Here is a 13,699-nt window from a genome sequence, read left to right on the forward strand (position 1 = left end):
GGGTGGAAATATAAGGAAAGGTTAAAGTGGAAGAAAGTGCATAAAATTCAGGGCACCCGAAGGTGCCCTGTTGCGTAACCATACAAATCTGTCTGAAATTAGACGTCTTTGCTGCCGCGGCTAGCGCGTTTACGATCGTTTTCGGTCAGGTGACGTTTACGAATACGGATAGACTGTGGCGTAACTTCAACCAGTTCGTCGTCATCAATAAACTCCAGCGCTTGTTCCAGAGACATTTTGATCGCCGGAACCAGCGTGGTTGCTTCGTCAGTACCTGATGCACGCATGTTGGTCAGTTTCTTACCGGTCAGACAGTTTACTGTCAGATCGTTAGAACGTGAGTGAATACCAATGATTTGGCCTTCATACACTTCTGCACCGTGTCCGAGGAACAGCTTACCGCGATCCTGCAGGCTGAACAGCGCAAACGCGACGGCTTTACCCTGACCGTTAGAGATCAGTACGCCGTTCTGACGCTGGCCGATTTCACCCGGACGCACATCATCGTAGTGGCTGAACGTGGAGTACAGCAGGCCTGTACCAGACGTCATGGTCATGAATTCGGTACGGAAGCCGATCAGACCGCGAGCTGGGATCAGGTAATCCAGACGGATACGACCTTTGCCATCTGGAATCATGTCTTTCACATCACCTTTACGCTCACCCATGGCTTGCATGACTGAACCCTGGTGCTGTTCTTCGATGTCCAGCGTCACGTTTTCAAACGGCTCTTGGTTACGGCCGTCGATAACGCGGTTAATAACTTTCGGACGTGATACAGCCAGTTCAAAGCCTTCACGACGCATGTTTTCGATCAGAACCGACAGGTGCAATTCACCACGGCCAGAAACGCGGAACGCATCGGCATCTTCGGTTTCGTCAACGCGCAGGGCAACGTTGTGCACCAGCTCTTTGTTCAGACGCTCCAGAATCTGGCGCGACGTAACATACTTACCTTCTTTACCACAGAACGGTGAAGTGTTGACGTTGAAGAACATGGTAACGGTAGGTTCATCGACGCTCAGTGCTGGCAGCGCTTCGACATTCTGCGGATCGCAGATGGTGTCGGAAATGTTCAGCTCGCCCAGACCGGTGATCGCGATGATATCGCCTGCTTCCGCTTCGGTTGCGTCAATACGCTCCAGACCCAGGTGAGTCAGAACTTTACCGACTTTACCGTTACGAGTTTTGCCTTCGCTATCAACAATAGTCACTTGTTGGTTAGGCTTCACTTTACCGCGCTTGATACGGCCGATACCGATAACGCCAACATAGTTGTTGTAGTCCAGCTGAGAGATCTGCATCTGGAACGGCGCATTCATCTCAACCTGAGGCGGAGACACGTGATCGACAATCGCCTGATACAGCGGGGTCATATCTTCCGCCATGTCGGTATGGTCAAGACCCGCGATACCATTCAGCGCAGAAGCATAAATGATCGGGAAATCCAGCTGTTCGTCAGTCGCATCCAGGTTCACGAACAGGTCGAATACCTGATCGACAACCCAGTCAGGACGCGCGCCAGGACGGTCAACTTTGTTGATAACCACAATCGGCTTCAGACCGTTGGCAAATGCTTTTTTGGTCACGAAACGCGTTTGCGGCATCGGGCCATCCATCGCATCAACAACCAGCAGTACCGAGTCAACCATCGACATTACACGCTCAACCTCGCCGCCGAAGTCGGCGTGTCCCGGGGTATCTACGATGTTAATGCGGTAGTCTTTCCAATTAATGGCGGTATTTTTTGCGAGGATGGTAATTCCACGCTCTTTCTCCAAATCGTTGGAGTCCATTACACGCTCGGTTGCTTCGACACGTTCACCGAACGTTCCGGATTGTTGCAACAGCTTGTCGACCAGGGTGGTTTTCCCATGGTCAACGTGCGCAATAATGGCGATGTTACGCAAATTTTCGATCACAGCTTTGCCTCAGGCATTTAGAAATAGCGCGCTATTGTACACGTATTAATCGAGGGACTAAACAAGATCACAAGCATCTATGATAAACAACCTAGAGCTGCCTGCTTTGTGATCCCTTTCACGGTGCAAAAGCGCTACAAGCGAACACGAATGCACTAAATAAGTGCAATAATTCACACATGGAGCACCATTTTGGTGCTTTAGACTATAATGGTGCAGTGGATTTCTATGAGAAAGTCCCAAGTAGCAACACATTGCACACATTTAAAAAGTTGGCACACTTTTAGCTTTAGTCTACTCACGGCAACAACATCAATCCACAACGATATTCGTTCCACGACGATAAATGACCAATCGGGAGAACCAAGTATGTCCGCAGAACATGTTTTGACGATGCTGAATGAGCACGAAGTGAAGTTTGTTGATTTACGCTTCACGGATACTAAAGGTAAAGAGCAGCACGTCACCATTCCGGCTCATCAAGTCAATGCCGACTTCTTCGAAGAAGGTAAAATGTTTGATGGTTCCTCGATTGGCGGCTGGAAAGGTATTAACGAGTCAGACATGGTTCTGATGCCAGATGCCAGCACCGCGATGATCGATCCGTTCTTCGAAGATTCCACGCTGATCATTCGTTGTGACATCCTTGAGCCAGGCACCATGCAGGGCTACGATCGTGACCCACGTTCTATCGCAAAACGTGCGGAAGACTTCCTGCGTTCTTCCGGCATTGCCGATACCGTCCTGTTCGGGCCAGAGCCAGAATTCTTCCTGTTCGATGACATCCGTTTCGGCAGCAGCACTTCTGGTTCCCACGTTGCTATCGACGATGTCGAAGCTTACTGGAACTCCGGTAAAGAATACGAAGGCGGTAACAAAGGTCACCGTCCAGGTCTGAAAGGCGGCTATTTCCCAGTTCCACCAGTCGATTCATCACAGGACATCCGTTCTGCTATGTGTCTGACCATGGAGCAAATGGGTCTGGTTGTTGAAGCTCACCACCACGAAGTGGCAACTGCTGGTCAGAACGAAGTGGCTACCCGCTTCAACACTATGACCAAAAAAGCTGACGAAATTCAGATCTACAAATATGTCGTGCATAACGTAGCTCACGCTTACGGTAAAACCGCGACCTTCATGCCAAAACCTATGTTCGGTGATAACGGTTCTGGTATGCACTGCCACATGTCTCTGTCTAAAGACGGTACTAACCTGTTCGCTGGCGACAAATACGGCGGCCTGTCTGAACTGGCTCTGTTCTACATCGGCGGTGTTATCAAGCACGCTAAAGCCATCAACGCCCTGGCGAACCCAACCACCAACTCCTACAAGCGTCTGGTCCCAGGCTACGAAGCCCCAGTTATGCTGGCTTACTCTGCCCGTAACCGTTCTGCTTCAATCCGTATCCCGGTTGTTGCCAGCCCGAAAGCACGTCGTATCGAAGCACGCTTCCCGGATCCAGCAGCTAACCCATACCTGTGCTTCGCTGCACTGCTGATGGCTGGCCTCGACGGCATCATCAACAAAATCCACCCTGGCGATGCTATGGACAAAAACCTGTACGACCTGCCGCCAGAAGAAGAAGCAGAGATTCCAAAAGTTGCAGGTTCTCTGGACGAGGCCCTGGCTGCACTGAACGAAGACCGCGAGTTCCTGACCCGTGGTGGCGTGTTCACCGACGACGCTATCGAAGCGTATATCGAACTGCGTAAATCTGAGATTGACCGCGTTCGTATGACGCCGCACCCAGTAGAGTTCGAACTGTACTACAGCGTTTAATAACTACAGCGTCTAATATTTATACCCTAAATAATTCGAGTTGCGTGAAGGCGGCAACCGCACGAGTCCCCAGGAGCTTACATAAGTAAGTGACTGGGGTGAGTAAGCGCAGCCAACGCACAAGCAGCTTGAAGTATGACGGGTATATCTCGGTGTGGTTGGGTGTGCTGATACCCGACCATCACCGATAAACAACAGAATACTAAGAAGTTTGTTCTTGTTGCCGTGGAAACGCTTCAGCCCATCTTCGGATGGGCTTTTTTCACCGCCGGCATTGGCCGTTGCGACGTAACATCCATCATCCACACTACAATGCACCATGCTGGTGCGGGAGTCTGCGTTATGGCAACAGGCACGCTGCCCGATGCTGGGCAGATCCTAAATTCCCTGATAAACAGTATCTTATTGCTGGATAACGATCTGGCTATTCACTATTCCAACCCGGCAGCACAGCAATTACTGGCACAAAGCTCGCGTAAATTATCCGGCACACCGCTGCCCGATTTGCTGGGATACTTTTCTCTGAATATCGATTTACTGCGTGAAAGTCTGGATTCAGGGCAAGGTTTTACGGATAACGAAGTCACTCTCGTCGTAGATGGTAAAGCGCACATCATGTCGCTCACCGCTCAGCGGGTACAAAACGATTTTATCCTACTGGAAATGGCGCCGATGGATAACCAGCGCCGTCTCAGTCAGGAACAGCTTCAACATGCACAACAGCAGGCTGCCCGTGATTTAGTCCGGGGTCTGGCGCATGAGATAAAAAATCCGCTTGGCGGATTACGCGGTGCCGCACAGTTGCTTGCTAAAGCCTTGCCCGATCCGGCATTGACAGAATATACCAAGGTCATCATCGAACAGGCGGACCGCCTGCGTAATTTGGTCGATCGCCTGCTCGGGCCTCAGCAGCCCGGCCTGCACGTCACCCAAAGCATCCATCAGGTCGCCGAACGCGTTTGTCAGCTCGTGTCACTGGAAAAGCCAGACAATGTAACGCTGGTGAAAGACTATGATCCCAGCCTGCCAGAGCTGACGCACGACCCTGACCAGATTGAACAGGTACTGCTGAATATTACCCGCAATGCGCTACAGGCGCTGGGCGAGGAAGGCGGAACGATTACGATACGTACCCGCACGGCTTTTCAGCTTACGTTACACGGCGTGCGCTATCGCCTCGCCGCGCGTATTGACGTGGAAGATGACGGCCCCGGCGTACCGGCTCAACTTCAGGACACACTGTTTTACCCGATGGTGAGCGGGCGCGAGGGGGGAACCGGTTTAGGGCTTTCCATCGCCCGCAGTCTTATCGACCAGCATTCCGGTAAAATTGAATTTAACAGTTGGCCAGGACACACCGAATTCTCGGTTTACCTGCCCATTCGCCAGTGAGGTTCACAATGCAACGAGGGATAGTCTGGATTGTCGATGACGATAGCTCCATCCGTTGGGTGCTTGAGCGCGCGCTTGCTGGTGCGGGTTTAACCTGCGCAACGTTTGAGAACGGAAATCAGGTGCTGCATGCGCTAGCAACACAAACGCCCGACGTTCTGCTGTCCGACATCCGCATGCCAGGGATGGATGGATTAGCGCTCTTACAGCAAATCAAACAGCGCCACCCGATGCTTCCGGTCATCATTATGACGGCGCATTCCGATTTGGATGCCGCCGTCAGCGCTTATCAACAGGGTGCGTTCGACTATTTGCCGAAGCCGTTCGATATTGATGAAGCCGTTGCGCTGGTTGAGCGCGCGATCAGCCATTATCTGGAACAGCAGCAGCCGGTACGCAGCCAACCGATCAATGGCCCGACAACGGATATTATCGGCGAAGCGCCCGCGATGCAGGATGTCTTTCGCATCATCGGCCGCCTGTCTCGCTCGTCAATCAGCGTGCTGATTAACGGCGAATCGGGAACCGGTAAAGAGCTGGTGGCACACGCCCTGCATCGCCACAGCCCGCGTACTAAAGCCCCTTTTATCGCGCTGAATATGGCCGCCATACCCAAAGATCTGATCGAATCAGAACTGTTCGGCCATGAAAAAGGCGCGTTTACGGGTGCCAACCAAATTCGTCAGGGCCGCTTTGAGCAGGCCGATGGCGGTACGCTGTTTCTGGATGAAATTGGCGACATGCCGCTAGACGTGCAAACACGTCTGTTGCGCGTATTGGCAGACGGACAGTTTTATCGCGTTGGTGGCTACGCGGCGGTGAAAGTGGATGTCCGCATTATCGCCGCAACGCACCAAAATCTTGAACAGCGCGTGCAGGAAGGCAAGTTCCGTGAGGATCTGTTTCACCGCCTGAACGTGATCCGGGTTCATCTACCGCCGCTGCGTGAACGCCGGGAAGATATCCCTCGTCTGGCACGTTATTTCTTACAGGCCACGGCCAAAGAGCTGGGCGTCGAGCCGAAGAATCTGCATCCAGAAGCGGAAACAGCGCTGACCCGTTTACCGTGGCCCGGCAACGTGCGCCAATTGGAAAATACCTGCCGCTGGTTGACGGTCATGGCCGCCGGTCAGGAAGTATTGATTCAGGATCTGCCGCCTGAACTGTTCGAGACAACAGCACCGGATTCCACCGTGCATATTCTGCCGGACAGTTGGGCTACGCTGTTAGCACAATGGGCCGATCGCGCGCTGCGTTCCGGTCATCAAAACCTGCTGGCAGAAGCACAGCCAGAAATGGAAAGGACGTTGCTGACGACAGCACTGCGACATACGCAGGGGCATAAACAGGAAGCGGCAAGATTGCTGGGATGGGGCAGAAATACCCTGACGCGTAAATTAAAAGAGCTGGGAATGGAGTAGCAAGATTGCTTTTTTATTGCTCAATTGTTAATAAACAAACTGGTGATAAAAAATACAATCTGGCGCACGAAATTGTCATTAATTTGTCCTTTACTTGCCTCGAGTCAGCAGTATGATCGTGTCGCTGATTCGGGAGGAATACCATGCTGGACTCATTGATTTCCGTAGCAACACACGGTGCTGAAATTGGCTCCGCGGCGAGCCACTCGCCGCAGGCTGCTATTGCCGCCGTTCTGTGTGCTGCACTGATTAACTTCTTTAGTTGATCCTATAAAAGCTAGAAAACAGCCAGTCGGTGCCCACATCGACTGGCTGTTTTTGTTATTATTTTTTTTCTCATCGAACAGCGCTATCGCCTCTCCTTACATTCATCTAGCCCTTCTTGTCACCTTTTCCGCCACCCGAAGTAAAATTGTTTCTCTTTCCAGCCACATCCCCAGCAACAAAACAAATTAAATTATTGATAATAAACAAATTTAAAGGTTGGCACATTCCCTGCTAAGTCACGGGAGAGAAAAATGAGGTCACATTCATAGGAGACTATCATGCCAACCCGTACCCCACTCTCTGGCGAAAACGCTTCATTTCTGGAAGCCCTCTACAACATCTGGCTAGAGTCACCCAACGATCTCCCAGCCGATTGGAAAACGTTTTTTGCCTCTGGAACCACTCCCGCAGACATTCTGGGAGGAGACTTACCCGGCAACACCGTTCTCTGGCTGAAAAAACAAGCCGCCGTCACCCAACTGACAGACGCATTCCGGCGTAAAGGTCATTTGAAAGCCCATCTCGATCCGCTTTCTCTCTCTCCTTTATCAGCCATTCCAGAGCTCACCCTGGCAGGCTGGGGGTTGGGCACCGAGGACTTATCCGCCGAATTCATGGTCAACGTCGGACGCCACACAACCATGATGTCGCTCAGGCAACTCCTGTCACTACTGGAGCAAACCTATTGTGGCCATATCGGTTATGAGTTCGATCATGTAGACGATGCAGATGCGAAACGCTGGTGGCTGGAACGAATCGAACACCTTTCCCCGCAACAGGAAAGTGCCGAGAAAAGCCTGCACACGCTGGAAAAACTCATTGCGGCCGAAACACTGGAACGTTATCTCCATACCCGCTACGTCGGGCAGAAACGCTTCTCGCTCGAAGGCGCAGAGAGCGCTATTGCTGCACTGGATGGCGTAATCAGTCACGCCAGCCGGCACGGTGTGGAAGAAATGGTGATGGGAATGGCACACCGGGGACGTTTGAATGTGTTGGTCAACATCATGGGGAAAGATCCGGCATTGCTGTTTGCCGAATTTGAAGGCCGACAGCCCATCGGAACGGGTTCTGGCGATGTTAAATATCACATGGGTTATGCCAGTAAAGTCGCCACATCGACAGGAGTCATGCATCTCTCACTGGCTTACAACCCTTCTCATTTGGAAATCGTCAACCCGGTAGTGCAAGGCCAGGTGCGTGCACAACAGCAGCGCCGCCATCGTCATGGTAAAGATAAAGTCATGGCATTACTCATTCATGGTGATTCAGCACTGGGAGGGCTGGGCGTTAATCAAACCACCTTTAACCTTTCACAAACCGCTGGCTATGGTACAGGCGGCACACTTCATCTGGTTATCAACAATCAGGTCGGTTTTACCACTTCCAATCCGCATGACATGCGTTCTTCTCACTACTGTACTGATATCGCTAAAATGATTGGCGCCCCCATTATCCACGTCAATAGCGACGATGTAGATGCGGTTTGTCAGGTCATTGCACTGGCCTGTGAATGGCGTATGGCTTTCAACCGCGACATCGTTATCGATCTAGTCTGTTTTCGCAAATTAGGGCACAACGAAAGTGACGAACCGCGCCTGACTCAACCGTTAATGTATCAGGCCGTGGATAATCACCCCGGTGTACGCGCCCGTTATGGTGAAAAACTGATACAGCGCGGCCTGATAACAAACGAACAGCAAAACGGGATGCTCGAGCGCTACCGCCAGTGGCTTTCTTCCTGTGCAATTACCGATGCCAATACCGCCGTGGAGACATCTCCTCTCAGGGATGATCTCTGGGAGCGTTTTGACAACCGCTGCTGGCATGATGCGCCGAACACCAGCTTACCCCTGAAAACACTGATGTCTTATGCAGACAAAGTGACTACCCTTCCTGATGAGATCGTGCCGCATCCGACGATTCAAAAACAGCTCGCACTACGTCAGAAAATGGGCAGCAATGAGGCACCGTTGGACTGGGGCATGGCGGAAACGCTGGCTTATGCCTCTCTACTGGACGACGGTATTGGTGTACGGATTTCAGGAGAGGACTCTGGGCGCGGTACCTTCAGTCACCGTCATGCGGTAGTACACAACCAAACACCACAACAAGACGATCAGCGCCAATACATTCCACTTCAGCACATTAGTGACTCACAGGCCGATTTTCAGATCATCGACTCCGTCCTGAATGAAGAATCCATTCTGGCTTATGAATATGGCTATGCCAGTTCCGCCCCCGACCAACTGGTTATCTGGGAAGCACAATTCGGTGATTTCGCCAACGGTGCTCAGATTGCCATCGATCAGTTTATTTCCTCCAGCGAAACTAAATGGGATCGCTACTGTGGGCTGACCGTCATTCTGCCGCATGGTTATGACGGTCAGGGGCCCGAGCACTCTTCAGGACGTCTAGAGCGTTGGTTGCAACTCTGCGCAGAAAACAACATGCGGGTGGTGATGCCGTCAGAATCCGCGCAAATGTTCCATCTCCTGCGGGGACAAATGTTAAGCAATATGCGCAAGCCGCTCATTATCTTCATGAGCAAACGCCTGCTGCGCTTCAAAGATGCTATGAGTCCGTTAATTGCACTGAGTGAGGGAGCGTTCCGGCCAGTGATCGCCGATGTGCGTAACCCGGACGCCAAAGATGTCACGCAAGTCATCCTGTGTGCGGGACAGGTCTACTATGACGTCTTGCAGGCAAGAGAAGCTCAGGGATTAACTGATAAAGTTGTGTTGATCCGCGTTGAACAGCTCTATCCATTTCCTCATCAGGCCCTCAAAGCGGCAATCTCTCCCTATCAACAGGTCAAACACTGGCTATGGCTTCAGGAAGAACCTGCCAATCAAGGGGCATGGCGACAAATCCGTCATGAGCTGGATAACCTCCTTCCCGAAAACATGCGCTTTCAATATGCCGGACGCCCCGCCGCCGCCGCTCCAGCCACCGGATATAGAGCCGTACATCAACAACAAATAGCCGATTTTCTCGCTGAGGCATTTCACTTCGTTAACGTTTGATCATTTTCATAAAAACAATCACGAATACCGGAGAAAAAAATGATAGAAATCAATGTCCCACAACTACCAGAATCCGTCACTGAAGGTGTTCTGGCAACGTGGTGCAAACAGGCTGGTGATATCGTCAAACGCGATGATGTTGTTGCTGAACTGGAAACCGACAAGGTCATACTGGAAATTCCCGCGCCAGCCGACGGCCAGTTATCCGAACAGCTCATCGCCGAAGGCGAGAGCGTTACATCAGGCCAGCTACTGGCGCGGATCATTCCCCAGAACACCGCCCCTTCCCCCACACCAGAAATTCCAACCGAAACGCCGATTGCCATGCCTGCTGCCCGCAAAGAGGCAATCCGTCAGGATATCGATCTGGCGCAGGTTACGGGCACCGGACGCCATAACAGAATAATAAAAGAGGATGTTCTGACGCAGGCTCGCCGTACCCGCGCACCAACGGACACGCTTCCCACCGACACAGCCGTGCCAATACTCGCTCCCCCTACAGATACAGTAGCAACAACCACAATACCGGAGAAAAAACCGACGGATAACCGACAAGAACGCCGCGAACCAATGAGTCGTCTACGAACACGGATCGCCGAGCGTTTACTCGCTTCACAGCGGGAAAACGCCATTCTGACGACATTCAATGAAGTCAATATGCAAGAGATCATCACGCTGCGTAATACCTATAAAGCGCGTTTTGAAAAGCAACACGGGGTAAAACTGGGTTTTATGTCGTTTTTTGTCAAAGCGACCAGTCACGCACTCCGTCAATTCCCTATCGTTAATGCCGCTATTGATGGGCAGAACATCATCTGGCGTGACTACTGTGACATAGGCATCGCGGTTAGCAGCGCACGTGGATTGATGGTTCCGATATTACGTAATGCTGAATTGCTGTCTCTGGCAGAAATCGAGCGCCAGATCAATGAGTACGCCGAATTAGCACGAGCAGGAAAACTACCGCTGGAAGCTTTACAGGGCGGCACATTTTCCATCACTAACGGCGGCACTTTCGGTTCCATGATGTCAACACCAATCATCAACCCGCCCCAGTCTGCCATTTTAGGGATGCACGCCATCACGCCACGCCCGGTAGCAGAAAACGATTGTGTCGTTATTCGCCCGATGATGTACCTGGCGCTGAGTTACGACCATCGCCTGATTGACGGCCAGGAAGCCGTACAAACACTAGCGACGATTAAACGCCTGCTGGAAGCGCCTGCACAGCTTTTGCTGGATATCTGACAAGGGGAAAACATGACAAAAGTGTATGACGTCGCCGTCATTGGCGCAGGCCCAGGCGGCTATATCGCCGCCATCAGAGCCGCACAACGTAAACTCGATACGATATGTATCGATGCGTTCACCAATGCCAACGGCGATCCTTCTCTGGGCGGCACCTGCCTGAATGTGGGCTGTATACCATCCAAATCTCTATTGCAATCTTCTGAGTTGTTTAACCAAATCAGTCATCAAGCACAGGAACACGGCATCACCGCGCACTCGGTGCAGATAAACGCCGCCCAAATGGTTCAGCGTAAAGACGATATCGTTGCACGGTTGACTCAAGGGATTGGTCTGTTGTTTCAGAAGAATGGCGTAACGACGCTCGCCGGTCGAGCCACACTGCAACATTACGCTGACGGCATCTGGTGCCTTGATGTCACACAAGGAGGCGAATCACAAATCATCCACGCGCGTCACGTCATTATCGCCACGGGATCTCGTCCACGCGCACTCCCCGATGTCACGGTAGACAACGAGCTGGTTCTGGATAATCAGGGGGCACTGGCAATGACAGAGCCCCCCAAACGGCTGGCGGTGATTGGAGCAGGCGTCATCGGGCTGGAGCTGGGTTCCGTCTGGAAGCGGCTGGGTTCAGACGTCACATTACTGGAAATGGCGGAGACTTTTCTGCCTGCACTGGAATCCCGTCTGGCAAAAGAGGCTCAGAAACAGCTGGCCGCTGACGGCTTACATATGCAGTTCGGTATCCGTATCGTCAAGATCGTCACACGCAAAAATGAGGTGCAGGTGACCTATGAACAAGGTGATCAAACCCATGAGCTGGTCGTCGATAAACTCATCGTCGCCATTGGGCGAGAACCGATGCTGGAAGGGTTGGGGATCGAGAGGTTAGGGCTGGAGAAAGACATCCGGGGCGGGGTGGTAGTCGATGAATGTTGTCGCACCTCTCACCCGCAACTCTGGGCAATTGGCGATGTGGTTCGAGGGCCAATGCTGGCACACAAGGCGATGGCCGAAGGTGTCGTGGTTGCCGATCTCATCGCGGGTCAAGCAGCGGAGCCAGTAGATTTTAATCTGATCCCCTGGGTGATTTACACCCATCCAGAAATCGCCTGGATAGGGCAATCTGAAGCACAACTTAAACAACGTGGTATCACGTTCAATAAAGGGAATGCGTTATTTGCGGCAAATGGGCGAGCGATGGCGTTAGGACAAGCGGAAGGGCGTGTATCGCTTTTGGCTGACGCCGCCAGCGATCGCCTTCTGGGCGCGACCATCATCGGTCCACAAGCCTCTGAACTCATCAATGAAATCGCGTTGGCGATGGCATTTTGCGCATCCGGAGAAGATCTCGCCTGTACCGTTCATGCACACCCGACGTTAAGCGAGGTATTGCATGAAGCTGCACTGGCCATCAATAAACAAGCCCTGCACGGCTGACCATCCAAAACGGAAAACGATATGAACCTACATGAATATCAGGCAAAACGACTGTTGGCGACATTCGGGCTACCAGTGCCACGCGAGATCTATATTGATGCCTTGCCTCAGTTACAAGAAGCATGGGATGTACTGGCGGATAGAGAAAAAGGGGCAGTATTAAAAGCACAAATCCATGCCGGAGGACGCGGTAAAGCGGGAGGAGTCAAGGTAGTAAACCACTATCAGAGCGCGGAGGAATTCACCCAAAATATGCTCGGTTCTCGGCTGGCCACCTACCAGACCGGACCAGAAGGCCAACCGGTTAGTGGTGTTCTGGTTTGTGAAAATATTTATCCAGTACGTCAGGAACTGTACCTCAGCGCCGTGGTGGATCGCGGCAGTCAGTTAGTCACCTTTATCGCCAGCGCAGAAGGCGGTATGGAAATAGAACAGGTGGCGCAGGAAATGCCAGAAAAGATTTCCAAAGTGAGTATCGAGCCGTTAGTTGGCGTACAGCCTTGCCATATCCGTCAACTGGCGTCCGTGCTAAAACTGGAAAAATCTCAACTGGTGGAGTTTGGCACGCTGATCGATAACATCTGGCGAGCATTCACCACACAGGATTTCTCGCTGCTGGAAATCAATCCATTGGTCATCCTTCAGGACGGCCGTTTTATGTGCGCCGATGCCAAGATCGCCATTGACGACAATGCGCTATACCGTCACCCCGCATTAGCCGACCTGCGAGATGAAACACAGGAAGATCCGCGTGAACGCGCCGCCGCCGCGCTGGATCTGAATTATGTGGCGCTGGACGGCAATATCGGCTGCATGGTTAACGGCGCAGGCCTAGCGATGGCCACGATGGATATCATCAAACTCTATGGTGGTGAACCTGCCAATTTTCTTGATGTGGGCGGCGGCGCCACGCAAGAACGTGTAACGGAAGCCTTCAAACTCATTAGTTCCGACACTCAGGTGAATGGAATTCTGGTCAATATCTTTGGCGGTATTGTGCGCTGCGACATGATCGCAAAAGCGATTATCAATGCCTTACTACAGGAAAAAATTACCCTGCCTGTTGTCGCCCGCTTATCCGGCAACCATGCGGCGGAAGGCATGAGGCTGTTACGAGAAAGCGGATTGCCGATTACGCCCGTCCACACACTGGATGAAGCGGCGCAGACCATCATTGCAACTGTCAATAACTAGGAGGGTA

At 52.0% G+C, this 13,699-nt stretch carries 9 protein-coding genes; 8 read left to right on the forward strand and 1 reads right to left on the reverse strand.

The genetic code is table 11. The annotated features are described in order from the left end of the window. Positions 1 to 98: 98 nt before the first annotated feature. A complete protein-coding gene (gene typA, locus AB8809_RS23335) occupies positions 99 to 1,922 on the reverse strand; it encodes a ribosome-dependent GTPase TypA (RefSeq protein ID WP_010281652.1) in 1,824 nt (607 codons plus the stop codon). 369 nt (positions 1,923 to 2,291) lie between these two features. On the opposite strand from typA, the gene glnA reads away from it, so the two are divergent. The 8 genes from glnA to sucC all read left to right on the forward strand — a co-directional run bounded on the left by glnA (position 2,292) and on the right by sucC (position 13,692). Continuing rightward, complete coding sequence (gene glnA / locus AB8809_RS23340) at positions 2,292 to 3,701, forward strand: glutamate--ammonia ligase (RefSeq protein ID WP_015842300.1); 1,410 nt, start codon at positions 2,292 to 2,294, stop codon at positions 3,699 to 3,701. A gap of 342 nt (positions 3,702 to 4,043) precedes the next feature. Further along, entirely contained in the window at positions 4,044 to 5,093 is a 1,050-nt protein-coding gene (gene glnL / locus AB8809_RS23345; protein WP_005968247.1) for a nitrogen regulation protein NR(II), read from the forward strand. Positions 5,094 to 5,101: 8 nt separating this feature from the next. After that, complete coding sequence (glnG, locus tag AB8809_RS23350) at positions 5,102 to 6,514, forward strand: nitrogen regulation protein NR(I) (protein ID WP_010281648.1); 1,413 nt, start codon at positions 5,102 to 5,104, stop codon at positions 6,512 to 6,514. Positions 6,515 to 6,657: 143 nt separating this feature from the next. Further along, the gene (locus AB8809_RS23355) at positions 6,658 to 6,780 is read left to right on the forward strand and encodes a YshB family small membrane protein (protein ID WP_015842303.1); all 123 of its coding nucleotides are present in this window, start codon (positions 6,658 to 6,660) and stop codon (positions 6,778 to 6,780) included. Positions 6,781 to 7,059: 279 nt separating this feature from the next. Further along, on the forward strand, positions 7,060 to 9,807 hold the full coding sequence (locus AB8809_RS23360; protein WP_349856917.1) for a 2-oxoglutarate dehydrogenase E1 component: 2,748 nt from the start codon (positions 7,060 to 7,062) through the stop codon (positions 9,805 to 9,807). A gap of 39 nt (positions 9,808 to 9,846) precedes the next feature. Then, on the forward strand, positions 9,847 to 11,055 hold the full coding sequence (gene odhB, locus AB8809_RS23365) for a 2-oxoglutarate dehydrogenase complex dihydrolipoyllysine-residue succinyltransferase (RefSeq protein WP_349856918.1): 1,209 nt from the start codon (positions 9,847 to 9,849) through the stop codon (positions 11,053 to 11,055). A 12-nt stretch (positions 11,056 to 11,067) separates the two neighbouring features. After that, positions 11,068 to 12,498 carry a dihydrolipoyl dehydrogenase gene (lpdA, locus tag AB8809_RS23370; RefSeq protein ID WP_349856919.1) on the forward strand — a complete coding sequence of 477 codons (1,431 nt, stop codon included), beginning with the start codon at positions 11,068 to 11,070 and terminating at the stop codon, positions 12,496 to 12,498. A 21-nt stretch (positions 12,499 to 12,519) separates the two neighbouring features. Continuing rightward, positions 12,520 to 13,692, forward strand: a complete 1,173-nt coding sequence (gene sucC / locus AB8809_RS23375) for an ADP-forming succinate--CoA ligase subunit beta (protein ID WP_349856920.1) — start codon at positions 12,520 to 12,522, stop codon at positions 13,690 to 13,692. The last annotated feature ends 7 nt before the right edge of the window (positions 13,693 to 13,699 follow it).

Origin of the sequence: Pectobacterium aroidearum, from assembly GCF_041228105.1 — a bacterium.
Taxonomy (GTDB): domain Bacteria; phylum Pseudomonadota; class Gammaproteobacteria; order Enterobacterales; family Enterobacteriaceae; genus Pectobacterium; species Pectobacterium aroidearum.